The organism is Ferrimonas balearica (assembly GCF_019802085.1).
Taxonomy (GTDB): domain Bacteria; phylum Pseudomonadota; class Gammaproteobacteria; order Enterobacterales; family Shewanellaceae; genus Ferrimonas; species Ferrimonas balearica_B.
The window spans coordinates 1,615,822-1,639,730 of record NZ_JAHVHV010000001.1 but is presented as its reverse complement, the minus strand read 5'-3'; the positions used below and the strand labels follow the sequence as shown (position 1 = coordinate 1,639,730).

27 protein-coding genes are annotated in these 23,909 nt (G+C 65.9%); 20 read left to right on the top strand and 7 right to left on the bottom strand.

The window, feature by feature from the left end; all coding sequences use genetic code 11:
- Positions 1–2: 2 nt before the first annotated feature.
- Positions 3–872, bottom strand: a complete 870-nt coding sequence (locus tag KUV81_RS07705; protein WP_222543236.1) for a FliM/FliN family flagellar motor switch protein — start codon at positions 870–872, stop codon at positions 3–5.
- A 408-nt stretch (positions 873–1,280) separates the two neighbouring features.
- On the opposite strand from KUV81_RS07705, the gene KUV81_RS07700 reads away from it, so the two are divergent.
- From KUV81_RS07700 to KUV81_RS07660, 9 genes are all read left to right on the top strand, one after another.
- The gene (locus KUV81_RS07700) at positions 1,281–2,171 is read left to right on the top strand and encodes an OmpA family protein (protein WP_222543235.1); all 891 of its coding nucleotides are present in this window, start codon (positions 1,281–1,283) and stop codon (positions 2,169–2,171) included.
- Positions 2,161–3,465 (top strand): sigma-54 dependent transcriptional regulator, encoded by a 1,305-nt coding sequence (locus KUV81_RS07695; protein ID WP_222543234.1) that lies wholly within the window; start codon positions 2,161–2,163, stop codon positions 3,463–3,465. Before KUV81_RS07700 ends, KUV81_RS07695 begins: the two co-directional genes overlap by 11 nt.
- A 20-nt stretch (positions 3,466–3,485) precedes the next feature.
- Positions 3,486–3,836 carry a flagellar hook-basal body complex protein FliE gene (gene fliE / locus KUV81_RS07690; RefSeq protein ID WP_222543233.1) on the top strand — a complete coding sequence of 117 codons (351 nt, stop codon included), beginning with the start codon at positions 3,486–3,488 and terminating at the stop codon, positions 3,834–3,836.
- 12 nt (positions 3,837–3,848) lie between these two features.
- On the top strand, positions 3,849–5,474 hold the full coding sequence (gene fliF, locus KUV81_RS07685; protein ID WP_222543232.1) for a flagellar basal-body MS-ring/collar protein FliF: 1,626 nt from the start codon (positions 3,849–3,851) through the stop codon (positions 5,472–5,474).
- The gene (locus KUV81_RS07680; protein WP_222543231.1) at positions 5,461–6,480 is read left to right on the top strand and encodes a FliG C-terminal domain-containing protein; all 1,020 of its coding nucleotides are present in this window, start codon (positions 5,461–5,463) and stop codon (positions 6,478–6,480) included. The genes fliF and KUV81_RS07680 overlap by 14 nt, the downstream gene beginning before the upstream one ends.
- Complete coding sequence (fliH, locus tag KUV81_RS07675; protein WP_222543230.1) at positions 6,480–7,229, top strand: flagellar assembly protein FliH; 750 nt, start codon at positions 6,480–6,482, stop codon at positions 7,227–7,229. Before KUV81_RS07680 ends, fliH begins: the two co-directional genes overlap by 1 nt.
- Positions 7,204–8,526 carry a FliI/YscN family ATPase gene (locus KUV81_RS07670; protein ID WP_222543229.1) on the top strand — a complete coding sequence of 441 codons (1,323 nt, stop codon included), beginning with the start codon at positions 7,204–7,206 and terminating at the stop codon, positions 8,524–8,526. The genes fliH and KUV81_RS07670 overlap by 26 nt, the downstream gene beginning before the upstream one ends.
- The gene (locus KUV81_RS07665; protein WP_222543228.1) at positions 8,519–8,932 is read left to right on the top strand and encodes a flagellar FliJ family protein; all 414 of its coding nucleotides are present in this window, start codon (positions 8,519–8,521) and stop codon (positions 8,930–8,932) included. The genes KUV81_RS07670 and KUV81_RS07665 overlap by 8 nt, the downstream gene beginning before the upstream one ends.
- Positions 8,933–9,134: 202 nt before the next feature.
- Complete coding sequence (locus KUV81_RS07660) at positions 9,135–10,007, top strand: pirin family protein (RefSeq protein WP_222543227.1); 873 nt, start codon at positions 9,135–9,137, stop codon at positions 10,005–10,007.
- 116 nt (positions 10,008–10,123) lie between these two features.
- Here KUV81_RS07660 and KUV81_RS07655 read toward each other — a convergent pair whose 3' ends face one another.
- The 3 genes from KUV81_RS07655 to KUV81_RS07645 all read right to left on the bottom strand — a co-directional run bounded on the left by KUV81_RS07655 (position 10,124) and on the right by KUV81_RS07645 (position 13,752).
- Entirely contained in the window at positions 10,124–12,202 is a 2,079-nt protein-coding gene (locus tag KUV81_RS07655) for a M13 family metallopeptidase (RefSeq protein WP_222543226.1), read from the bottom strand.
- 130 nt (positions 12,203–12,332) lie between these two features.
- Positions 12,333–13,067: a tellurite resistance TerB family protein gene (locus KUV81_RS07650; RefSeq protein ID WP_222543225.1), complete on the bottom strand. Its 735-nt coding sequence runs from the start codon at positions 13,065–13,067 to the stop codon at positions 12,333–12,335.
- Positions 13,068–13,335: 268 nt separating this feature from the next.
- The gene (locus KUV81_RS07645) at positions 13,336–13,752 is read right to left on the bottom strand and encodes an MAPEG family protein (protein WP_222543224.1); all 417 of its coding nucleotides are present in this window, start codon (positions 13,750–13,752) and stop codon (positions 13,336–13,338) included.
- A gap of 123 nt (positions 13,753–13,875) precedes the next feature.
- Between KUV81_RS07645 and KUV81_RS07640 the strand changes: the two genes are divergently transcribed.
- Complete coding sequence (locus KUV81_RS07640; protein ID WP_222543223.1) at positions 13,876–14,334, top strand: MarR family transcriptional regulator; 459 nt, start codon at positions 13,876–13,878, stop codon at positions 14,332–14,334.
- 48 nt (positions 14,335–14,382) lie between these two features.
- Here the strand turns inward: KUV81_RS07640 and KUV81_RS07635 are convergent, their stop codons facing one another.
- The 3 genes from KUV81_RS07635 to flgA form a co-directional block, all read right to left on the bottom strand.
- Complete coding sequence (locus tag KUV81_RS07635; RefSeq protein WP_222543222.1) at positions 14,383–14,835, bottom strand: flagellar protein FlgN; 453 nt, start codon at positions 14,833–14,835, stop codon at positions 14,383–14,385.
- Positions 14,836–15,111 (bottom strand): flagellar biosynthesis anti-sigma factor FlgM, encoded by a 276-nt coding sequence (gene flgM, locus KUV81_RS07630; protein WP_222543221.1) that lies wholly within the window; start codon positions 15,109–15,111, stop codon positions 14,836–14,838.
- A gap of 69 nt (positions 15,112–15,180) precedes the next feature.
- On the bottom strand, positions 15,181–15,813 hold the full coding sequence (gene flgA, locus KUV81_RS07625; RefSeq protein ID WP_222543220.1) for a flagellar basal body P-ring formation chaperone FlgA: 633 nt from the start codon (positions 15,811–15,813) through the stop codon (positions 15,181–15,183).
- 223 nt (positions 15,814–16,036) lie between these two features.
- Between flgA and KUV81_RS07620 the strand changes: the two genes are divergently transcribed.
- Genes KUV81_RS07620 through flgK form a run of 10 tightly spaced genes read left to right on the top strand, consistent with a single transcriptional unit; the run spans position 16,037 to position 23,908 of the window.
- A complete protein-coding gene (locus KUV81_RS07620; protein ID WP_222543219.1) occupies positions 16,037–16,387 on the top strand; it encodes a flagellar basal body rod protein FlgB in 351 nt (116 codons plus the stop codon).
- A gap of 2 nt (positions 16,388–16,389) precedes the next feature.
- Positions 16,390–16,806: a flagellar basal body rod protein FlgC gene (flgC, locus tag KUV81_RS07615; RefSeq protein WP_222543218.1), complete on the top strand. Its 417-nt coding sequence runs from the start codon at positions 16,390–16,392 to the stop codon at positions 16,804–16,806.
- Between the two features lies 1 nt (position 16,807).
- Positions 16,808–17,482 carry a flagellar hook capping FlgD N-terminal domain-containing protein gene (locus tag KUV81_RS07610; protein WP_222543217.1) on the top strand — a complete coding sequence of 225 codons (675 nt, stop codon included), beginning with the start codon at positions 16,808–16,810 and terminating at the stop codon, positions 17,480–17,482.
- A 20-nt stretch (positions 17,483–17,502) separates the two neighbouring features.
- Positions 17,503–18,726 (top strand): flagellar hook protein FlgE, encoded by a 1,224-nt coding sequence (gene flgE / locus KUV81_RS07605; protein WP_222543216.1) that lies wholly within the window; start codon positions 17,503–17,505, stop codon positions 18,724–18,726.
- 15 nt (positions 18,727–18,741) lie between these two features.
- Entirely contained in the window at positions 18,742–19,470 is a 729-nt protein-coding gene (gene flgF, locus KUV81_RS07600) for a flagellar basal-body rod protein FlgF (protein ID WP_222543215.1), read from the top strand.
- A 14-nt stretch (positions 19,471–19,484) separates the two neighbouring features.
- Complete coding sequence (gene flgG, locus KUV81_RS07595; protein WP_222543214.1) at positions 19,485–20,270, top strand: flagellar basal-body rod protein FlgG; 786 nt, start codon at positions 19,485–19,487, stop codon at positions 20,268–20,270.
- Between the two features lie 10 nt (positions 20,271–20,280).
- Positions 20,281–21,003 carry a flagellar basal body L-ring protein FlgH gene (gene flgH / locus KUV81_RS07590; protein WP_261389220.1) on the top strand — a complete coding sequence of 241 codons (723 nt, stop codon included), beginning with the start codon at positions 20,281–20,283 and terminating at the stop codon, positions 21,001–21,003.
- A 9-nt stretch (positions 21,004–21,012) separates the two neighbouring features.
- A complete protein-coding gene (locus tag KUV81_RS07585; protein WP_222543213.1) occupies positions 21,013–22,107 on the top strand; it encodes a flagellar basal body P-ring protein FlgI in 1,095 nt (364 codons plus the stop codon).
- On the top strand, positions 22,107–22,535 hold the full coding sequence (locus tag KUV81_RS07580) for a rod-binding protein (RefSeq protein WP_222543212.1): 429 nt from the start codon (positions 22,107–22,109) through the stop codon (positions 22,533–22,535). Before KUV81_RS07585 ends, KUV81_RS07580 begins: the two co-directional genes overlap by 1 nt.
- Positions 22,535–23,908 carry a flagellar hook-associated protein FlgK gene (gene flgK, locus KUV81_RS07575; protein ID WP_222543211.1) on the top strand — a complete coding sequence of 458 codons (1,374 nt, stop codon included), beginning with the start codon at positions 22,535–22,537 and terminating at the stop codon, positions 23,906–23,908. Before KUV81_RS07580 ends, flgK begins: the two co-directional genes overlap by 1 nt.
- Position 23,909 lies beyond the last annotated feature (1 nt).

The window sequence follows — 23,909 nt, the reverse complement described above, 5'->3', positions numbered from 1 at the left end:
GATTAATCCTCGTGTTGATGTAGGTCGTGAGTGAGTTTGGCCACCAGTTGCCCCTCGTGGGTGTGCACCGTGGCGTGAAACATGGGGCGCCCGCCGATGGCCACCGGGCTGCGCCGGGTCAGGGTCATCGGCAGGATCTCGCCGCTTTGCAGGCCTTGCAGCGCCTGGGTTGGCATCGACTGGTGGGCCAGCTGGCAGGAGAGACGGATGGGCAGCTGGTGCAGCCGGCGCTTGAGCTGGGCTGCCAGGTCCGGCTGGGCCGTGGGCTGGCTTGGGGCCATGGTCAACCGGGCCAGTGCCAGGTCGCTGAGCATCCACTGCATCTGGGGCAGGCCACGGGACTGGGTCCAGTCAAACTGCCAGCGCATCGGCGCTTGGAAAGCCTGCTCGGCCTCCAGCTGCTCCAGCTCCAGGGCATCCGCCTCCAGCGGTTGGGGCGTCAGGGCGCACAGCGCCGCCACCATCATCCGCTTCACCAGGCGCAGCTCCGATTGGCTCGGCGGGGTCAGGGGGCAGATGAGGGGGCGGTTGCCGCCGCCGTAGTAGCTGCTGGCCAGCTGGTCCAGGCTGCAGCGGTCGATGCCCCACCAGGCCAGGGGCTGGCGCTCCAGGCTGAGCTGGAACCAGGCCAAGTCTTTCGGCAACCGTTGAGCGGTCTCGTTGCGCAGCGCGGTGACGCCGTAGATGGGGCTCTGGGCACGACCGGTGCCCGGGGTCAGCGCCTGGGCGACGGCATCCAGTACCTGGCGCTGACGCTTCTCCAATTCAAACAGCAGCCGACTGCGGGCCAGACGTTCCTGCACCAGGGCTACCGGCCGGTAGGGGTGCTGATCCGCGGCGCGCAATACCGTGGCTTTGGCTGTGGTTTTCATTCGTTCTGTTCCCTCAATGGTGACACCGAATGTGACGATGCGGCCGAATATCATTCGCGATAAATGGTCGCACTTTAAATCCTATTTTGACGCTCGACAAAATATTGTCATCGTAGCGGTAAATTGACGCTGTCAAATATTTGTCTGAACAAGAAGTAATAATCTCTACCTCTTTGTGCATTAATTATTCGCGCGTCAAAATCCCGTTGTTCATGTCATTTTGTTGACGATGATTTTGCGCCAATCCAGCGTCATTGCTGGGTTTGGGGCGTTACCTTAGCAGCAACAAAATCAGAATTTCAATATTGCTTTTCAAGTGGATTTGATTTTAAGTTAGTGCCCTGAAAATTAACGGCATGATGTTTTTTGTCGTTTAATTAATTCGAATTCATTGGACGGCGATTCGTCATGATTAAAATTGCAGCAGGCACACTGTTCCTGATATTTCTTGGACTCCCCGCCTTTGCCGCGCCCCAGTACAGCCAATTCAGCACGCCCATGGATGGCGTGCAGTGGCAGTTCCAGGGCAACCGCTTCTACTGCGAGATCCACCAGCAGGTCGAGGGGTTTGGCACCCTGACCCTGGCCGCTTACCCGGGTCAGCCCCTGGGCCTGAGCTTGGCGGCGGACTGGCTGGTGGAGCAGCCGCGACACAGCGAGAGTCGTCTTGTGGCCCCCCAGTGGCAGCGCCGTGCACCGGCATTGGATGCCCATCGCCTCTGGCAGTGGACCGGCCGCCGGGCGGTGATGGAGGGGGACGCGACCCCTTACCTCGAGGCGCTGGAGCAGGGCCTTGGCTGGCAGCTGGATGTGCAGCTCAGCGAAGAGGCGGGCTATCGCCTGGCGGCACAGCCGGTGGCGGTACGCACCGCCCTGGGCCAATTCCGCCAGTGCCGTACCGCCCTGGTGCCGCTGCCTTATAACGAAGTTCGTCACGTCACCCTGGCCTACCGCAGCGGTCAACTGCTGCCCAGCGGTGCCCAGTTGAACCAACTGGACGCCATCGCCGCCTACGTGGCCGCGGATCCGGCCATCGTCGAGGTGCTGGTGGATGGGCACACCGATAACGTGGGCGACCACCTGGCCAACCTGGCGCTGTCCCGGGACCGGGCCGACGAAGTGGGGGCGCTGCTGTTCGAGCGGGGCGTGGCCCGCGACAAGCTTCAGGTGCGCGGTCATGGCGAGCGCTACCCCCTGGCCAGCAATGGCCAGCGGACCGGCCGCGATCAGAACCGGCGGGTGACCATCCGCCTGGTCAAAGATGGCCAGGCACGGGAGGTGGCTGCCGATGCCCGCTGATGCCCCGCGTCTGAGCCTGGCCAACGTCACCCTGCCGGGCCTGGTACGCACCCAGCTGGAGCTGCAGGGCTACCAACTGGACGACGCCGGCGAGACCCCCGGTTGGGTGGCCCTGGTGGACCTGAGTCAACAGCCCCTGGAGCGGGTTGGTCAGGCCCTGGCCGAGGCCAACAGCAAGTACCAGATCGCCCTGGTGGAGCCGGAACAGACCGAACTGGCCAGCGAAGCGATGCGCCAGGGGGCCCAGGATTACCTGCTTCTGCCCCTGGACGCCGATCAGCTGGTGAGCCAGCTCCAGCGTCTGATGCAGCTGGAGCAGGATCACGACGACATGGTGGCGGTGTCGCCCCGGTCGCGACAACTGCTGATGCTGGCCCACCGGGCCGCCCAGACCGACGCCAGCGTGCTGCTGACCGGCGAGAGCGGCACCGGCAAGGAGCAGCTCTCCCGCTTTATCCATCGCCACTCCCCCCGCAGTGACGGCCCCTTCCTGGCGGTCAACTGCGCCGCCATCCCGGAAAGCATGCTCGAGTCCCTGCTGTTCGGTCATGTCAAGGGCGCCTTCACCGGGGCCCACGCCGACAAGCCGGGCAAGTTCGAGGCGGCCAACGGCGGCACCCTGCTGCTGGATGAGATCGCCGAGATGCCCCTGCTGCTGCAGGCCAAGCTGCTGCGGGTGCTGCAGGAGCGGGAGGTGGAACGGCTCGGCTCCCACCAGGGGATCGCCCTGGACATCCGCATCATCGCCGCCACCAACCAGGACCTGCGCCAGGCGGTGGCCGAGGGGCGCTTTCGCGAGGATCTCTTCTACCGCCTGGATGTGTTGCCCCTCAAAACCGTGCCCCTGCGGGAGCGGCGCGAAGACATCCTGCCCCTGGCGGAGCACTTCCTGGGCCGCTTTGGCAGCGGCCAGAGTCGCTGTCACTTCAGTGCCAGCGCCCGCCAGGTGCTGCAGGGCTACGACTGGCCCGGCAACGTCCGGGAGCTGGAGAACACCGTCCAGCGCGCCCTGGTGATGCGCCGGGGCAGTGCCCTGCAGGTGGCGGAACTGGGCCTGCCCCAGGGGGCCACCGACGCCCTGGTGATGGCGGAGGCCGAGTGTGGCCTCAAGGCCTCAAAGCGCCAGGCGGAGTTTCAATACATCGTCGATGTGCTGCGGCGCTTCGACGGCCATCGCAGTCGCAGCGCCGAGGCGCTGGGGATGACCACCCGGGCACTGCGTTACAAATTGGCGCAGATGCGCGAACAGGGGCTGGACATCGACAGCCTGCTGCGCGCCTCTGACGCGGCTTAACCGTAAAGATGGAGTCTTTCATGTCTAACTCAATCGCCCTCAGCCAGGCCCGTTTGCAGGAGAGCCTGCAGCTCAACCGGGAGCGGGCGGCCGGCGAGATTGCCATCGGTCCCAATCCCCTGGATGGCCAGGAAAACCGGATCCTGAACGGGCCCTCCTTTACTGAGCTGATGAGCCACAAGGTCAATGCCATCAACGCCGATCAGGCGCGGGCGGACCGGATGCGCACCGACGTAGACCTGGGCCGCAGCGATGACCTGGTGGGGGCCATGGTGGCGTCCCAGAAGGCCAGCCTGACCTTCAGTGCCCTGGTGCAGGTGCGAAACAAACTGGTGACGGCATTCGATGACGTCATGAAGATGCCGTTGTAAGGAAACAAAGTGATGACGACTGCAACCGCAGAGAGCATGACGCCGCCCAACGAGGGTGGTTTGATGAGCCGATTCAAGGGGCTCTGGAGCCGCTGGCAGGGGGCCAGCCGCAGCGATCGCCAGGTGCTGGTGATCGCCGTGATGGCCACCGTGGTGGCCACGGTGATTGTCCTGGTGCTGTGGACCGCCAGCCGCGGCTACCGCCCCCTGTACGGCAGCCAGGAGGGCTTTGACAGCGCCGAGATCATCGAGGTGCTGGAAGCGGAGAAGATCCCCTACCGGATGCAGGCCGACAACGGCCAGATCCTGGTACTGGAGGACCAACTCGGCCGCGCCCGCATGACCCTGGCGGCCCGTGGGATCCGCGCCAAGATGCCGGCGGGGATGGAGCTGCTGGACAAGGCCGGCGCCTTGGGCAGCAGTCAGTTTCTGGAGGAGACCCGCTACCGGCTTGGCCTGGAGGGGGAGCTGTCCCGCACCATCATGGCGATGAAGGCGGTGCGCAGCGCCCGGGTGCACCTGGCGATCCCCAAGCGGACCCTCTTTATCCGCCAGCAGCCGGAGCTGCCCTCCGCGGCGGTGATGCTGGAACTCTACTCCGGCGCCGAGCTGGGCCGCGACCAGGTGGAGGCGATCGTCAACCTGGTTTCCGGTTCGGTCACCGGCATGCCCGCCAACGACGTCTCCGTGGTGGATCAGAACGGCCGGCTGCTGAGCGCCGATCTGGAGCTGGCCCAGGACATGAGCCGCTCCGGTGAGCGTCAGCTGACCTACAGCCAGCAGATGGAGCAGGCCCTCAGTCAGCGCGCCAGCGACATGCTGCTGCCGATCCTGGGCTACGGCAACTACCGGGTGCAGGTGGCGGCCCGGGTCAATTTCGATCAGGTGGAGGAGACCCGCGAGCAGGTTGATCCGGAGAACACCGTGGTGCTGCGCGAAGCCAGCCGCTCGGACTCCCGCTCCGCCGATCTGGCCTTCGGGATCCCCGGTGCACTGGCCAACCAGCCGCCGGCCACCGAGGGGGACCCGGCGGAGGACGCCGAGCCGGGCCAGAACCTCTCCACCGAGAGTGAGCGCCATTTCGAGACCAGCCGCTCGGTGCGCCACACCAAGTTCCAGCAGGCTCAGCTTGAGCGCCTGTCTGTGTCGGTGCTGCTCAACAGCGAGATGGGCGCCTGGGAGCAGGCGCAACTGGACCAGCTCTCCCAGCTGGTCCAGGACGCCATCGGCTTCGAGGCCGCCCGGGGCGACACCCTGAGCCTGCACGCCTTCCCATTCGCCGCCCAGCCGGTGCCGGAGCTGGAGCCGCTGCCCTGGTGGCAGACCCAGGAGTACCAGATCTACCTGCGTTACCTGATCGGCGCCTTCCTGGGACTGGGGCTCATCCTCTTCGTGCTGCGGCCGCTGGTGAAACACCTGACCCGCACCGTGGAGCAGGAGATGGCCCACGCCGAGGCCACCGAGGCCGCCCTGCTGCCGGTGCAGGAGAGCGTCCCGACCCCGGCGGTGCCGGAGTTGCCGCCGCCGGGCTCCGCCCTGTCGGTGCAGCTTGAGCACCTGGGTCTGTTGGCCAACGAAGAGCCGGCGCGCGTCGCCGAAGTGATCACACAGTGGATGGGCAACCATGAGCGCGACTAATCAAGAGAACGCCCCCCAGCTGGGCGGGGTGGAGCAGGCGGCCATGCTGCTGGTGAGCATGGGCGAAGAGGGGGCGGCCAAGGTGCTGTCCCACATGAACAGCCTGCAGGTGCAGCAGGTCAGCCAGGTGATGGCCCGGCTCTCCAACGTCCGTCAGGACGACGCCGAGGGCGTGCTGCAACGCTTTTTCAGTGACTACAGCGACCAGGCGGGGATCGCCCGGGCCAGCCGCGGCTTCCTGCAGCGCACCCTGGATCTGGCGCTGGGGGACAAGCTGGCCAAGGGCCTGCTGGACTCCATCTACGGCGACGAGGTCAAGACCCTGGTCCAGCGCCTGGAGTGGGTGGAGCCGGCCCTGCTGGCCCGCCAGATCGCCCCGGAGCACCCCCAGCTCCAGGCGGTGCTGCTGGGCCTGCTGCCGCCGGAGGCCGCCTCGCTGGTACTGCAGCGCCTGCCGGAGTCCAGCCACGACGAACTGCTGGTGCGCATCGCCCAGCTGGGCGAGCTGGACCGGGAGGTGATCGAGGAGCTCAAGCAACTGGTGGACCGCTGCCTGGCGGTGGCCAACGAACGCAGCCACACCCGGGTGACCGGGGTGCGCCAGGTGGCCGGGATCCTCAACCGCTTCGACGGCGACCGCAGCCAGCTGATGGAGATGATCAAGCTGCACGATCGCACCCTGGCGGTGGAGGTGGAGGAGAACATGTTCGACTTCATCATCCTGGCCCGTCAAAACGACGACACCCTGCAGCTGCTGCTGCAGGAGGTGCCCCAGGACGTGCTGGCCCTGGCGATGAAGGGGCTGGACAGCGAGTTCAAACGGCGTCTGCTCTCGGCCCTGCCCAAGCGCATGGCCCAGGCCCTGGAAACCCAGGTAGGCGCCCTGGGCCCCGTGCCCCTGTCCCGGGCGGATGCTGCCCGCAGCGAGGTAATGCGCATCGCCCGCGATCTGATGACGGCCGGTGAGATCGAGCTGCAGTTGTACGAAGAGTTGGTGGTGGAGTGATGAATCAGAACAACCGTTGGCGCTTGGACGGCGCTCGAGCCCGCCCCTACCGCTTTACCCCGCTGCCGCTGGAGGGTGAGAAAGGCCCCAGCGAAGAGGGGGACAGCTGGCAGGGCTACCAGGAGGGGTTCGACCGCGGCTACAAAGAGGGCCAGCAACAGGGCCACCAGGCCGGCTACGACGAGGGACTGGCCCAGGGCCAGGCCAGTGGCCAGGAGCAGGGGTTTGCCCAGGGCCGCCAGGAGGGCCTGACCGGGGCCAAGACCCAGGCCCGGTCTGAGCTGGACGAGGCCCTGGTGCCGGTCAAGGCACTCAAGGCGGTGCTGGAGGAGGGCTATCAGTCCCAGGTGCGCCAGCAGCAGGAGCTCATTCTGGAGTTGGTGCAGCGGGTGGCCCAGCAGGTGATCCGCTGTGAGCTGACCCTGCAACCCCAGCAGGTGCTGAGCCTGGTGGAGGAGACCCTGAAGGCCCTGCCTGATGGCCAGGAGGGGGTGAAGATCCACCTGGAGCCCAGCGCCTGCGAGCGGCTCAAGGAGCTGGCGCCGGACCGCATCCAGGACTGGACTTTGGTGCCGGATCCCAGCATCAGCGCCGGCGGTTGCCGGGTGGTGTCCGACGCCCTGGACGCCGACGCGTCGGTTGAAGCGCGGCTGGACGCCTGCATGACCCAGGTCCGGGCCCGCCTGGACGCCATGGAGGAGAACCCGAGCGCAGGAGAAGCCGGTGAGCAGTCTGACGGTCATCGCTGATTGGCCCCAGGTTCCCGTTGCCCGGATCTACGGCCGCCTGGTGCGCGTCACCGGGCTGCTGCTGGAGGCGGTGGGCTGCGATCTGGGCACCGGTGAGCGCTGCCTGGTGGAGCGTCGTGACGGCACCATGGTGGAAGCGGAGGTGGTGGGGTTTCACCGCGACACCCTCTGCCTGATGCCGGTGACCCCCACCGACGGCCTGGTGCCCGGCGCCCGGGTTCAGCCCCTCAAGGGCGCCGCCCCCTTCCCGGTGGGCCCGGGTCTGCTGGGCCGGGTGGTGGACGGCTGTGGCGAGCCCATCGACGGTCAGGGCCCCCTGACCCGGGTGGCCTACCAGTCCCACCGCCCCGTCACCCCCAACCCCCTGCTGCGTCGCCCCATCGATGAGCCCCTGGATGTGGGGGTGCGGGCCATCAACAGCCTGCTGCCGGTGGGCAAGGGCCAGCGCCTGGGGCTCTTTGCCGGCTCCGGGGTGGGCAAGTCTGTGCTGCTGGGGATGATGACCCGCTTCACCCAGGCCGACATCGTGGTGGTGGGGCTGGTGGGGGAGCGGGGCCGCGAGGTGCGCGAGTTCATCGACCAGGCCCTGGGCGCCGAGGGGCGCGAGCGGGCCGTGGTGGTGGTGGCTCCGGCGGACGCCACCGCGCTGATGCGTCTGCGGGCGATGCGCCTGTGTCACCGCATCGCCGCCGGCTACCGGGATCAGGGCCACGATGTGCTGATGCTGGTGGACTCCCTGACCCGCTACGCCCAGGCTCAGCGGGAGGTGGCCCTGAGCCTGGGTGAGCCGCCGGCCACCCGGGGCTATCCGCCCTCGGCCTTCACCCAACTGCCCTCCCTGGTGGAGCAGGCGGGCAACGGCGAAGGGGGGCAGGGCAGCCTGACTGCCCTCTACACCGTGCTGGTGGAGGGGGACGACCAGAATGACCCGGTGGCCGACGCCGCCCGGGCGATCCTCGACGGTCACATCATCCTCTCCCGCGCCCTGGCCGAGCAGGGTCACTACCCGGCCATCGACGTCAACGCCTCCGCCTCGCGCCTGGTGGCCCAGTTGGTGGACGAGGCGGGGCAGGGCGCCATGCAGCGCCTGCGCCATTTGAACGCTCGCTTCGCCGAGGTGCGGGAGCTGCTGCCTTTGGGCGGTTACCAACCGGGCCAGGATGCGGAGCTCGACCGGGCCGTACAGGTGCAGCCCCGCATCGCCGAGTTTCTGCGTCAGGGGATGCACCAGGCCCAGGATTATCAAAGCAGCCGCGAGCAACTGGCGCAGCTGATGGAGGAGATCGACCGTGGCTGATCCCATCGCCCTGTTGCGGGCGCAGCAGGAGAAACGCCTGGTGGCCCTGGGCCAGCAGCGCAGCGACCGCCAACAACGCCTGAGCCGGCTGCAGCAGCGGGAGGGGCAGCTCAAGGCCCTGATCGCCGACTACAGCGGCAGTGGCTGCCAGGACCACGCCCTGCTGCTGGCCAACCGCAGCCAGATGGCCAGTCAGTTGCGTCCCCTGGTGGACCAGTGCCAGCGCCAGCAGGCGGTGGCCAGCGCCGACTTGGCGGCCCTGGAGGGCCAGTGGCGTCACCAGCTGGGCCGCCGCCAGGGACTGGTCTGGTTGGAGGGGGAGAAGCGCAAGCGCCGGCAGACCACCCAGCGCCGCCAGGAGCAGAAACAGATGGACGAGATGGCCAGCCGTGCCAAGCGGATCTGACCGCGTCCACCTCAAAACAAAAAGGGTCGCCAAGCGGCCCTTTTTGTTGGGATTTTATCGGCTCACCGTGCAGTCTCTCGCACTATTTTGGGTGTCATCATTACCGCCAAATCGGCCATACTGAGGACGACATTCGCGAGCCGGTCCGACGCAAGGAGCCCCCGATGAGCTATCACCCGAACTGCGATGCCCCCAATGCCAGATGCACCCGGAGTGCGACTCGGTGCGCCTGGTGCTCGAACCCAAGGGGCGGGATCTGGGGGGCTTCTCCGTCCGTCGCCTGTTGCCCTCGGCCCAGCAGCGTCGGGTGGGCCCCTGGGTGTTCTTCGATCACATGGGGCCCGCGCAGTTTCCCGCCGGCCAGGGGGTCAATGTCCGACCCCACCCCCACATTAACCTGTGCACCGTCACCTACCTGTTCGAGGGGGAGATCCTCCATCGCGACTCCCTGGGCAGCCTGCAGCCCATCCGTCCCGGCGACGTCAACCTGATGGTGGCCGGGCGCGGCATCGTCCATTCGGAGCGGGAGCGCCCGGAGGTGACCGCCGAGCCCCACGCTCTCCACGGACTGCAACTGTGGCTGGCCCTGCCGGAGGCGGATGAGGAGACGGACCCGGCCTTTTACCACTACCCGGGGGCCCAGGTGCCCCAGGTGGAGGTGGAAGGGGTGCCGGTAAGGGTGATCATGGGCCAGGCCTACGGGGTCACCTCGCCGGTGAAAACCTACGCCCAGACCCTCTACCTGGAGGCCCGGCTGAAGGCGGGCCAGCGCCTGACCCTGCCGGCGGCCCCTGAGCGGGCGCTCTACCTGGTTTCGGGGGCGGTCACCCTGGGCCAAACGGCCCTGAGCGACACCCAGATGGCGGTGCTGGCCGCTGAGCGCACCGTCACCCTGAGCGCCCAGCAGGACAGCCTGGTGGCCCTGGTGGGGGGAGAGGCGCTGTCGCACCGCCACATGGAGTGGAACTTCGTCTCCAGTCGGCCAGAGCGCATCGCGCAGGCCAAGGCGGACTGGCAGGCGGGGCGCTTTGCCAAGGTGCCCGGCGACGAGACCGAGTTCATTCCCCTGCCGTGAAGCGGCTTTGGCTCTGGTGAGAGTCCAATAAGGGCCAGCGGCCGACATCGCTGAGTGACGAGCAAGAATAAAAAACGCCACCCGGGAGGGTGGCGTTTTGTTCAGAGGCTCACGGCTTACCAGATGCGGATCCGGTCCTCCTCGGCGATGTAGAGCTTGTCGCCGGGCTGCACGTCGAAGGCGGTGTACCAGGCGTCGTGGTTGCGCGGGGCCAGGCTGCGGTAGCGACCCGGGGCGTGGGTACCGGCCCGCAGCTGGTTGAGCATGCTCTGCTCGGTGCGCTTCTCACGCCAGATCTGGGCCCAGGCCAGGAAGAAGCGCTGGTCGCCGGTCACGCCGTCGATCACCGGTGCTTCTTTGCCGTTCAGGCTCAGCTGGTAGGCCTCGTAGGCCATGGCGATGCCCCCCACGTCGCCGATGTTCTCGCCCAGGCTGTTGCGGCCGTTGACGAAGTTGTTGGGGATCGGCTCGTACTTGCTGTACTGGGCGGCCAGCTCGTCGGTCTTGGCTTCGAAGGCGGCGCGGTCGGCGTCGGTCCACCAGTTGCGCTGGATCCCGTTGGCGTCGGACTTGGAGCCCTGGTCGTCGAAGCCGTGGCCCATCTCGTGACCGATCACCGCACCGATGGCGCCGTAGTTCACCGCCGGATCGGCGTTGGGGTCAAAGAAGGGGGGCTGCAGGATGGCGGCGGGGAAGACGATCTCGTTGAATGAGCTGTTGTAGTAGGCGTTGACCCGTTGCGGCGTCATGCCCCAGCGGTTGCGGTCGGTCTTCTCCAGCTCCTTGGCGACGCTGTCGGCGTTGAAGAAGCGGCGCAGGGCCTGCACGTTGCCCACCAGGTCGTCGTCGGACAGCTCCAGGCCATCAAACTCCTGCCACACGTCCGGGTAGCCGATCTTGGGGTTGAAGGCGGCCAGCTTGGCCCGGGCGTTGGCCTTGGTCTCCTCGCTCATCCAGTCCAGGTTGTCGATGCGCTTGCCCAGGGCGGTGCGCAGGTTCTCCACCAGCTCGGACATCTGCTGCTTGGAGGACTCGGGGAAGTGCTCGGCCACGTAGAGCTTGCCGATGGCGAAGCCCAGAGACTGGGTGCCGGACATCTGCGCCACGGCGCGCTTCCAGCGCGGGCGGGGCTCCGCCTGGCCGCTCAGGGTCTGACCGAAGAAGGCGAAGTTGGCGGCGTAGATCTCCTCCGACAGCAGACTGGCGTTGTTGGTGATGGTGTGGAACACCAGGTAATCCTGCCACACCGCCAGCGACTCGCTGTTCACCAGGCTGATCATCCCCTTGATGGGCTCCGGGTGGGCCATGTTCAGCTGGGGCAGCTTGTAGCCGGAGGGGGCGAAAAAGCGGTCCCAGTCGAAGCCGGGGTACTCAGACGCCAGTTCGGTGCGCTTGATCTGGTTGAGGGTGAGATCGCGGTTACGGCGCTTCTCACGGGGCCACTGGGCTTCGGCCATCTTGGTTTCCAGCGCCAGGATGGCATCGGCCCGGGAGTCGGCGTTCTCGATGCCGGCAAAGCCCAGCACCTCGACGATGTGGGCGCGGTAGGCGTCGCGGATCTTGGCGAAGCGCTCACCCTCCTCCAGGTAGTAGGAGCGATCAGGCAGGCCTAATCCGGTGGCCCCCACGGACATCTCGTAGCGGTTGGGATCCAGACGGTCGAACCACATGCTGCCGGCGATGGGGCTGGCCGCGCCGGTCAGCCAGGCTTCACCGAACACCGTGGTGAGCGTGTCGGTGGAGTCGATGGCGCGGATCTGGTCCAGGGTGCCCTGGATGGGGGCGAGGCCCGCGGCGTTGATGGTCTCGGTGTCCATGTAGGCGCGGTAGAAATCGGCGATCAACTGCTCTTCGTCGTTCAGGTCGTCGCGGGTGAGGATGTCGTCGATGATCGCCTTGACCTGCTTCTCACTGCGCTCGGCCAGGGAGTCGAAGGCGCCGTAGCGGGTCTTGTCGGCGGGCATCTCGAAGGTGTCGTACCAGCTGCCGCTGGCGTAGGCGAAAAAGTCGTCGCCGGGGCGCACCGACAGATCGCGGGCGCTGAGATCGACGCCGAAGCTGCCGAGCTCCGGCTGGCCGGCCACCTGGGTGGCTTGTTGTTCGGGAGCTTGCTGCTCGGCATTGGGGGCGGTGGAGGTGCCACACCCGGCCACCGTGGCGGCCGCCAGGGCCATGGCTATCAGGGAACGCTTCATCGTTTTTCTTCTTCCTTGTGTCATCGTCATGAATCTAAAACCCGTTTATCTTCATTCGTTAACATAAAAAGTCAATCACCCGAGGGCGATTGACTCGAACTCGTTATGGTGCGCTTTAGGGCCGAATGACTCAGGCGCGCTGGGCCTGGATCTCCGCCTCCAGCTCGTTGGCCAACCCCGGGGGCAGCTGCAGCCGGGCGGCCAGCATGCCCAGGTAGGCCCGCTCCGCGGTGGTGTCCACGTCGATGGCCAACACCGAGGCGGCGTAGATCTCGGCGGCCACCTCGGGGCAGGTGGCGCTGTTGACGATGGCGTCCATGTCCACCGGCTGGCCCATCTCCTGGATCAGCAGGTTCTTGCTGGCCGGGTCCAGCTCCAGCATCTCGATGCGCTGGAAAATTGCCTGGCTCTCCTGGGCATCCAGTCGCCCGTCACAGCGCGCCGCCGCGATCATGGCGCGGATCAGCGTCATCCCCAACGCTTCGTTGGCCGCGGCATCGTTCTCGGCCGGCAGAAACGCCGAGCCTTCCGGGGCGGGGATCAGCTCGCCGCGCTGCTGGCTGAGGGCAGCGGACTCATTGGGGTAGGGGGACGGGGTGGTGGCCGCGTTGGCGCCGGAGGCGTGACCGCCCTGCGGGGCTTCGGCGCCGTTGGCGCTGGCCGAGTTGCTGTAGCGCTGATAGGCGGTGTAGGCCAGGGCCCCGACGGCGGCAATGCCGCCCACTTTGAGGGCCTTCTTGCCCATCTTACGACCGGATTTGCTCATCAGCAGGTTGCCGGCGACGCCGCCCGCCAGTCCTCCGGCAAAGCCCTTCGCTGCGCTGCTGCCCAGCAGCGATCCCAGCAGTTTGTTCACATCGGCCATCGCGTCTCTCGCTTTCAAGGTGATCCAATCGGGTGGAATGGGTCGAGGCCTTGGGGCTTGCACCGTCTTGATAAGCCAGTGCAATCCTCGACTTAACCCGATTCTACGCACAGATGGTTGAGCAAAGATCATCCAGGGGACATCGCGGGCCCGTAAGAGTGTAAGCAGGTGTTTTGGCGGGCCGAACAAGGGCAGCGCCCCGCGTCGAGGAGGCGGGGCATTCGTTGGCCCAAACGCCAAACCGGAGGCGTCTGGGCCGGAGTCGGCATTACAGCCAGGCGACGGGGATGGCCAGCATCAGCACTAGGTTGGCCAGGGTGCCCAACACAAAGAAGTAGCTGCGGGGGCTGGGGTTGCGCTCGGTGGCGATGGCGTAATAGAGCACCATGTGGGCGATGCGGGCCAGGGCGTATACCCAGACGCTGGCCGCCACCAGGGTGGGGCTGAGTTCAAACACCATGGCCAGCAGGGCGGTGGCCAGCATCAGCGGCGTGTTGGCCAGGGAGTTCTGGTAGGTGCGGTGGCTGCGAAACACGAAAGAGTCGTGACCCAGCTGGGCATCCACCACCCCGGGCACGTACTGCGCCTGCTTGCGGTGGGCGCCGATGGCGATGAGATGTTGCAGCAGCATGGTCAGCAGGGCCAGCCAGACTCCGGCAAAGGCGACAGCGTAGGTCTCGAACATGAAACGCTCCTTTTTCAGTTTGGTCAGGGAATGAGCACATTAGGTAGATGACAATTAGATTGTGCACAATATTAATTGGCGGGACCGGCCGGGAGCAAGTAAATTGTGCACAATGTTTTTCCGATGGAGCCCATCGTGACGGTCGATGCCCCCCAAGATCCCCTGCAGCTGGACAACCAGATCTGCTTTCCCCTTTACAGCGCCGCGAATGCAGTGACCCGGGCCTATCGCCCCCTGCTGGCGGAGTTTGACCTGACCTACCTGCAGTACATCGTGATGATGGTGCTTTGGGAGCGCCAACGGGTGAACGTGAAGACCCTGGGGGAGGAGCTGCACCTGGACTCCGGCACCCTGACGCCGCTGCTCAAACGCCTGGAGGCCAAAGCGCTGGTGGTGCGCCAACGTTCGGAGAGTGACGAGCGGGTGCGGGAGATCAGCCTGACCGAGGCGGGTCGGGCATTGAAGGTGAAGATGGGGCAGGTGCCGGCCAAATTAGCCTGCCGGGTGGATCTGTCGGTGGAGGAGCTGACCGAGCTGAAGCGGTTAAGCCAGAAACTGCTCAGTCAGCTCAGCCAAGGGTGAAGCCATAGGGGGAGAGGGCATTCGGGGCCCGACCGGGCCCCGGGTGATTCAATCGTTGGCCAGTTCGCCGTAGTCCTTGACGGCGGTCTCGGCCTGGCCGGCGCTGAGCACTCGGTCGAGCAGCTCTTTCTGTCCGGCGAGCAGTTTGCCGTTGATCTCGTTCTCCCCCTGGCAGTCACGCACCAGCTGCTGAAGGTGGTGCCACAGGCCGCTGACCGGTTGACGGGCCTGGGGGCCCAGGGCGGCGATCAGCCGCTGCATCCCCTTGGCGTCGGCGCTGACCCCAAGCTGGGTCAGGGCGCCGCTGCGTCGGCCGGCCCGGTTCTGCAGTTTCTGACACAGGGCGTCCACCCGGGGGTTGTGCAGGTTGAGGGCCTGTTGGTCGCGGCGCTGCAACAGCTCGCGCTGGTGGCGCAGCAGGGCCCGCAGCTGCTGGTAATCTTCGATGTCGAGACGGATCTCGCGCACCAGTTGCTGCAGGACTTCCCGTTTACTGCTCATTTAGCCGTGTTGCTCCAGCATGGATTGGGCCAGATCGGCCAGGTTGAGATCGAAGCGACCTTCGGACAGGGCGGCGCGCAGGGCGTTGACCTTATCCATGTCCACCTCGTCAATGGTTGCCAGCTCCTGCTCCGCCTGCTCCAGCAGCTGCCAATCGCCGCTGATGCTCTCTTTGCTGGCTTGGGGGCTGACCGGGCGGGCTTCTGCCGGCGCGACGGGTTTCTTCTCCGCACTCAAGTTGGTGGGGTAGTTGGCTGAAAGTTTGTTGATTTCCATAACCTTGGCTCGCTGCTCATCGAGTTAAAACTTTGTCACTGTCAAAAAAGCGACCCCGATGGCGTCAAACTAAAACCGCGTTTGCACTTTTCCTTCGGCCACCGGATAGGCGGTGATCACCTTGCCGGAGCTTAGGTTACGCACCCGTATGCTGTCCCCCTCTCCCCCCGAGTCCAGGGCCACCCCTCTCATCACCGCCGAAAATCCGCCACTGCTGGCTTCGATCACCACCTCATCCCCCAGGTTCACCAGGTTGGGCGGCGCCAGTTGGCTGTGCCGGATCGGCTGGTCCGCGCGGATGGCGCGGCGCACCGCCTGGCCAATCAGTCGCTCGCGGTCAAACACCCAATCCTGGCTGGTGGCGCTGAGCTCCTTGGGGGCGCGGGCAAGATCGCCGGCGCTGATGCGGTGATCCCGGGGCAGGCGATGGCGGGCCACCGGCAGCTCGGCGGTGGCACTGACCTTGGCCCGCACAAAATAGCGCCAGCCCAGGGCCGGGCAGCTCACCTGGCGTTGCAGGTGGCCCACCGGCAGGGATTGGGTCGAGGCCGGGGCGATGACCGGCGGCGTGGGGCAGGGGGTCTGGCTGGCCAGGCCTGAGGTGGGGCGCACCACCACCTGGCGGGCGCTGAGCGTCACGCCGGCCCGCTGGCTCCAGGCCACGAGCTCCCGCTCCAACGTCAGGCTCAGGTGGCGACGCACCTGGGCATCGGCGCCGGCTTCCGGCTGAGCTGACAGGGGGGAAGTCAGGCCCAGAAGAAGGGGAAAAAGGGCGGAAAGTCGGGTTCCTGTTTTTCGGATTGGCATGGCCTAAGTGTATGAAATAAAAGAATTAAAAACCTTGGCACGCTTCTTGTTTGCACCTTGTCGCCGCCCACTATGGTGGCACTGCCATCGAGCCGAGACAAGTGAAGAAGGAGTCATCATGGCAATTAATCTCGACGCCGCCCTGGGGGTCCATGGTCACACCCTGGATTTCCGGGTGGAGCGGTCCAAGGTGCTGGCCGGCAACCTGGCCAACGCAGAAACCCCCGGCTACCTGGCCCGGGACCTGGACTTCTCCAAGCTGATGACCCAGCTGGAGCGCGGCCAGGGGGCGGATCGCAACTACCAGCACGCCTACCGGGTACCCCACCAGACCTCCGCCGATGGCAACACCGTGGAGCTGGGCCAGGAACAGGCGCGCTTTTCGCAGAACGCCATGGACTTCCAGACCAGTCTGACCTTTCTCAACATGAAGATTCAGGGCCTGCAAAAGGCCATTGAGGGCCGTTAACCATGTCCTTTGTTGATATCTACCAGATCGCCGGTTCGGCCATGAATGCCCAGAGCATCCGGCTGAACACCGTGGCCAGTAACCTGGCCAACGCCGAAGCGGCGGCCCCGGATGAGGCCAGCGCCTATCGCGCCCTCAAGCCGGTGTTCCAGACCCTGTACGAACAGTCCAATGCCGGCGGCATGAGCGCCAACGTCAACATCGCTGGCCTGGTGCAGTCCGATGCGCCCCTGGAGAGCCGCTACGAGCCGGACCACCCCATGGCCAACGATCAGGGCTACGTCACCTATTCCAACGTCAACACCGTCCAGGAGATGGCCGACATGATGGCCGCCACCCGCGCCTTCGAGACCAGTGTCGACATCATGTCCCGGGCCCGCTCCATGCAGCAGAGCCTGCTGAAGTTAGGAGGTATCTAAGATGAACCCCATCGCCCTTGATGGCGCCCAGCCCACCACCAGCAACGAGCCGGTGGCGCAAAACGGCGGCACCAACCCCAACGACCCCTTTGCGCTGAAAAACGAGTTTCTCACCCTGATGGTGGCGCAGATCCAGAACCAGGATCCGCTCAATCCCCTGGACGGCACCGAGTACGTGACTCAGCTGGCCCAGTTCTCCCAGGTGGAGAGCCTGGAGTACCTGCGCATGGGTCAGCAGAACCAGGCGATCCTGATGGAGAACCTGCAGGTGCTGGGCACCACCAACCTCATCGGCCGCGAAGTGCTGGTGGACGCCGACAGCATTGAGCTGGGCACCGAGGCGGTGAACGGCAAGATCTACCTGGAGAACGCCGTCGAGTCGCTGACCCTGGAGGTCACCGACGAGAACGGCAACGTGGTGGCCACCCTGGAGAAGGGCAGCCAGGGCGAGGGGGAAGTGGACTTCGTGCTGGATCCGGAAGAGCTGGGCCTGCCCCCGGGTGAGTACCAGCTGACCGCCAAGACCGAGGCGGGCGGCGAGAGCGGCGAGGCCCTGACCATGGTGGCGGCCACCGTCAACAAGGTGCACATCAACTCCGCCACCGGTTACATGATGCTGGAGCTGGGCAACGGCCTGGGCGCGGTATCCATTTTCGACATTCGTGAAATGGCCTAAGGCCAAAGAGGACTGATCCCATGTCTTACAACATCGCCCTGTCCGGCCTGCGCACCACCAGCCAGGACCTGAACACCATCTCCAACAACATCGCCAACGTCTCCACCCCCGGTTTCCGCGGCTCCCGCACCGAGTTCGCCTCCATCTACGCCGGCGGCCAACCCGGCGGGGTGGGGGTGGCCAACGTCTCCCAGAACTTCAACACCGGTGGTGATGTCATGTACACCGGCCGTCAGCTGGACATGGCCATCCAGGGCAACGGCTTTTTCATGACCAACAACCAGGGCACCACCACCTACACCCGCTCCGGCATGTTCGCCCAGGATAAAGACGGCTACATCGTCGATGCCCACGGCGGCGTGCTGCAGGGCTACCCGGTGGGCCCCAACGGTCAGCTGCTGACCGGCTCGGTCTCCGACCTGCAGATCTACAACGGCTCCCTGCCGGCCAAGTCCACCACCGACATGGGCCTGGTTCTGAACCTGGACTCCAGCAACACCCCGGTAGACCCGGCCGACTTTGACCCATCGGACGCCTCCACCTACCACGCGCTGAACTCCACCAAGATCTACGACTCCCTGGGGAACGAGCACAACCTGACCCAGTACTACATGAAGACCGCGGACAACACCTGGGAGGTGCGCTACGAGATGGACGGGGTGGACGTCACCCAGTACGCCTCCGGCACCTCCATCACTTTCGATCAGAACGGTGCCCTGGTCTCCGGTCAGGACCTCACGCTCAACATCCCCGATAACCTGGTGGACGCCGATGGCAACGCCATCCTCGGCGGGGCCGCGGCCCTGGACATCGCCCTCTCCTTTAACGGCACCACCCAGTTCGGCTCCGACTTCTCCGTGGCCAGCATGCGCCAGGACGGCTACAGCTCCGGTGAGCTGTCCGGGATCCGGGTGGACGACAACGGCATGCTCTACGGCGTTTACACCAACGGCCAGGACCAGCTCCAGGGCCAGGTGATCCTGGCCAACTTCCCCAACCCCAACGGCCTGCAGCAGATCGGTAACACCGCCTGGACCGCCAGTTACGCCTCCGGTCAGGCGGTGATCGGCGCCGCCGGCACCGGCACCATGGGCACCCTGACCGCCGGGGCCATCGAGGGCTCCAACGTCGATTTGACCGGTGAGCTGGTCAACCTGATGACCGCCCAGCGCAACTACCAGTCCAACGCCAAGGTGATCAGCACTCAGGACAAGCTGACCCAGGCGCTGTTCGCGGCGATCTGAGGCTAGGGAGCAACCATGGACAAACTGCTCTACACCGCCGCCAGTGGCGCCAGCCGGGTGATGGAAGCCCAGACCATCCGGGCCAACAACCTGGCCAACGTCAACACCAATGGCTTCCGCGCCGATCTGGAGCGGGTTCAGGCCCACCAGTTGGGCGGCTCGGGTCTGCAGACCCGGGTGCTGGCCCAGACCCAGCAGTCCGGCGCCAACCTGCGGGCCGGTGAGCTCAACAACACCGGCCGGACCCTGGATGTGGCCATCCAGGGGGACGGCTGGCTGACGGTCCAGACCCCGGAGGGCGAGGCCTACACCCGTGCCGGTGGCATGGTGCTGGACGCCGACGGCTTCGTCACCATCGACGGCCGCGCGGTGCTGGGGCTGGACGGCCCCATCCAGTTGCCGGAGTACCGGGAGCTGACCATCGGCGAGGACGGCACCCTGAGCCTGCTGCCCGCCGAGGGGGGCCTGATTGAGGAGGTGGGCCAGCTCAAGCTGGTCAACCCCGAGGCCAACCAGCTGGTGAAGGGCACCGACGGCCTGATGCGCCTGGACAACGGTGCGGTGGCGCCCCAGGACGAGGAGGTCAAGCTGGCCTCCGGTTTCCTGGAGGGCAGTAACGTCACCGCCATCGAGGAGCTGCTCGCCTCCATGTCCCTGTCCCGTCAGTTTGAGCTTCAGGTCAAGCTGATGAAGAGCGCTGAAACCCTGGCGCAGTCGGGTAACCGTCTGCTGCGTGACAGTTAAGGAAGAGAAATCACATGCAATCTGCACTTTGGGTCAGCAAAACCGGCCTGACCGCCCAAGACACCAAGATGACCACCATCGCCAACAACCTGGCGAACGTGAACACCACCGGCTTCAAGCGCGACCGGGTCTCCTTCAACGACCTGTTCTACCAGACGCAGCGCCAACCCGGCGCCATGGCCGACCAGCAGAATGAGCTGCCCTCCGGCCTGCAACTGGGCACCGGGGTGCGCATCACCGGCACCCAGAAGGTGTTCACCACCGGCGACATCATCACCACCAACCAGCCGCTGGACCTGGCCATCATGGGCCAGGGCTTCTTCCAGGTGGAGCAGCCCAACGGCGATTTCGCCTACACCCGTGACGGCCAGTTCTACCGCAACGCCGACGGCCTGATGGTCACCTCCGAGGGGATGCCCATGGTGCCCGCGGTGGAGATCCCGGAGGACGCCCTGACGGTGACCATCGGCACCGACGGTATCGTCACCGCCCAGATCGCCGGGGACGCCGAGCCCCAGGAGCTGGGCCAGTTGACCCTGGTGAACTTCACCAACCCGGCGGGCCTGGAAGCCTTCGGCAACAACCTCTACCGCGAGACCGCGGCCTCCGGCGTGGCCATCGAGGGGATCCCCGGTGACGGCGCCCTGGGCCAGCTCAAGCAGGGCACTCTGGAGGGCGCCAACGTCAACGTGGTGGAGGAGATGGTGGAGATGATCTCCACCCAGCGTGCCTACGAGATGAACGCCAAGGTGGTCTCCTCCACCGACGACATGCTCAAGTACCTCAACCAGGTACTCTAAGGGGGCTGGGATGAGAGACCGGAGTCATAACAAGGTGCCCAGCCCTTCCTGCCACCGCCTGACGGCCTGGAGCTGGGTGCTGGTGCTGGCGTGCCTGCTGGTGCTGACCGGGTGCGGCAGCACCTACCTGCCGCCGGAGGAAACCCCCAACGCCCCGGAGTACGCGCCGCCGGCGCTGGAGTTTGCGCTGCCCAGCCCCAGCCACGGCAGCCTCTACCGTAAGGGCTACAACCTGGCCCTGTACCAGGACCGACGCGCCTACCGGGTGGGGGACATCCTCACGGTGGACCTGGAGGAGAAGACCCAGGCCAGTAAGAAGGCCGACACCCGCACCTCCAAGGACTCCAGCCTCCAGGGCTCCGGCTCCTATGGCTTCGGCAACAGCTCCGGCTCCGGCCAGGCACAGTTGGGGGGCGGAAGGGATTTTTCCGGTAACGGTTCCTCCTCCCAGCAGAACCAGCTTTCCGGCGCCATCACGGTGACCGTGGCCAACGTGCTGCCCAACGGCGTACTGGTGATCCGCGGGGAGAAGTGGCTGCGGCTGAACCAGGGGGACGAGTACATCCGCCTGGTGGGTCTGGTGCGTCCCGAGGACGTGGACCAGGCCAACCGCATCTCCTCCCAGCGCATCGCCGATGCCCGCATCAGCTACGGCGGTCGCGGCACCCTGGCGGACGTCAACGCCCCGGGCTGGGGCATGCGCTTCTTTAACGATCCCATCTTCCCCTTCTAAGGCCCTGCTATGCGAAGACTGATCCCTTTCCTGTTCACCCTGGTGGCGGCCCTGCCGGCCCAGGCGCGACTCCTGATGGACATCGTGGATGTGCAGGGGGTGCGTGAGAACCAACTGGTGGGCTACGGCCTGGTGGTGGGGCTGGACGGCACCGGCGACAAATCCCAGGTGCGCTTCACCAGCCAGTCGGTGGTGAACATGCTCAAGCAGTTCGGGGTGCAGCTGGACGACCGCATCGATCCCAAGCTGAAGAACGTCGCGGCGGTGGCGGTGCACGCCACGGTACCCCCCCTGGCCAGCCCCGGACAGACGGTGAACGTCACCGTCTCCTCCATCGGCGACGCCAAGAGCCTGCGCGGCGGCACCCTGCTGATGACCCCGCTGCACGGCATCGACGGCGAGGTCTATGCCGTGGCCCAGGGCAACCTGGTGGTGGGCGGCGTCAGCGCCGAGGGGCGCAACGGCAGCTCGGTGACCATCAACACCCCCACGGTGGGCCTCATCCCCTCCGGCGGGATTCTGGAAGCGGACATCCCCTCCAACTTCACCGAACTGCCGGACATCATCCTCAACCTGCGCCAGCCCAGCTTCAAGACCGCGCGCAACATCGAGCGCAGCGTCAATGATCTGTTCGGTCCCGATGTGGCCCGCGCCCAGGACCACGCCAAGGTGCTGGTGCAGGCGCCGCTGGAGCCCCGCCAGCGGGTGACCTTCATGTCGATGCTGGAGGAGATCGAGGTGGAGATCGGCCGTCAGCGGCCCCGGGTGGTGTTCAACAGCCGCACCGGCACCGTGGTGATCGGCCAGGAGGTGCGGGTGCAGCGGGCCGCGGTCAGCCACGGCAACCTCACGGTCACCATCACCGAGCGCCAGCAGGTGAGCCAGCCCAACGCCTTCGGCGGCGGCGACACCGCGGTGATCCAGGACAGCGAAATCAGCATCAACGAGGGCAGCGCCAACATGTTTGTCTGGCCCGAAGGCACCAGCCTGGATGAGATCGTCCGGGCGGTGAACAGCCTGGGGGCGGCCCCCATGGATCTGATGGCGATTCTCCAGGCGCTGGAGGAGGCCGGGGCCCTGGAAGCGGAACTGGTGGTGATCTGATGAACCGAATCGACGCAAGCCAAAGTGTGCTGGGGGGCCTCAGCGCCGGCCAGCTCAAACAGCAGCACGGTGAAGAGGGGGCCATCCGCGAGGTGGCCCGCCAGTTCGAGACCCAGTTCCTGCAGACGGTGCTCAAGCAGATGCGATCCGCCACCGACGCCCTGAAGGAGGAGGAGGGCCCCCTGAGCGAGAAGCGGGGGGTGTTCCACGACTTCTACGATGCCGAACTGGCCCAGTCCATGAGCCAGCACCAGGGGATCGGCCTGGCGGAGGTGATGGTGCGCCAGCTGCGGCCGCAAAACGCCGAGCCGCTAAAGCCGGTGGCCCCCACGGTCGCCCATAAAGGGCACGAGGGCGCCCCACAAGTGGCCAACATTCGGGCCATGCAGCCAGCGCTGGTGGTGCCCCAGGCTGATAAGGAGTCGTAATGAACATGCTTGGTAATGGCCTCTCTGGGCTGCACGCCGCCCAGATGCACCTGGCCATCACTTCCAACAACATCGCTAACGCCACCACCCCGGGTTACAGCCGCCAGCAGCTGCTGGTCAGCGCGCGCCCCGGGGGCTTTATGGGGGCCGGCTCCGGCGTCCAGGTGGACGGGGTGCGCCGGGTGGCGGACCAGTACCTCACCGCCCAGGTGTGGCGCTCCAGCACCCAGGCGGGCTTCTCCAACACCAAGGCGTCCTACCTGGGCAAGACCGAAGAGGTGTTCGGCTCCAAGGGCGCCAGCATCTCCATGGGGCTGGACAGCCTCTTTGCCGCGCTTAATGCCGCCATGGAGAGCCCCAACGACATCGCCACCCGTCAGAGCGTGCTCAACGAGGCCCGCGCCCTGACCAGCCGTTTCAGCACCATCAACCAGAGCCTGGAGAGCCAGCTCAAGCAGGTGGAGGAGCAGATCAAAGGCTCGGTCACCGAGGTGAACACCCGGCTGGAGAACGTGGCGCGACTGAACAAGGAGATCCAGGCGCACCAGGCCAGCGGCGACATCCCGCCGCAGCTGCTGGACGCCCGGGACCAGGCGGTGGCGGAGCTGTCGGAGATGGTGGACATCCGCACCACCGAGAACGCCGATGGCACCATCAACGTCACCCTGCCCAAGGGCCAGCCCCTGGTGCTGGGCACCTCGGCGGCGGTGTTTGAGGCCTACCCGGATCCCAACAACCCCCAGTTCTCCCTGCTGAGCCTCAGCATCGGCGGCACCACCTACGACATCCGGGAGGATGTGGGGGGCAGCCTGGGGGCGCTGTTCGACTACCGGGACAACAGCTGGCAAACCAGCCGCGACTTTATCGACGAACTGGCGATGCAGATGGCGGACGGCTTCAACGCCATCCTGGCCCAGGGCACCGACCTGAACGGCAACCCCCCGGCCCTGGACCTGTTTACCTACGATCCGGCCAACCCCGCCGGCACCCTGACCATCACCGACGGCTTCACTGCCGAGATGTTGGCCTTTGGTAAGGATGGTACCCCGGGTGACAACGAGAACCTCAAGGATCTGCTGGAGTTCCAGAACACCAAGCTGACCTTCAGCTCCCTGGGCAGCGACGCCACCTTGAACGAGGCCTACGCCATGTACTTGGGCCAGCTGGGGATCGAAAGCCGCCAGGCGCAGCTGGAGGCGGACTCCGCCAACGGCGAGCTTATCCGCTCGTTGAACGAGCGGGACAGCGTCAGTGCGGTCAACCTGGATGAGGAGGGGGTGAACATCATCGTCTACCAGCAGGCCTACCAGGCCAACGCCAAGGTGATCAGCTCCGCCGATCAGCTGTTTCAAACCATGCTGAGCATGTTCTAAG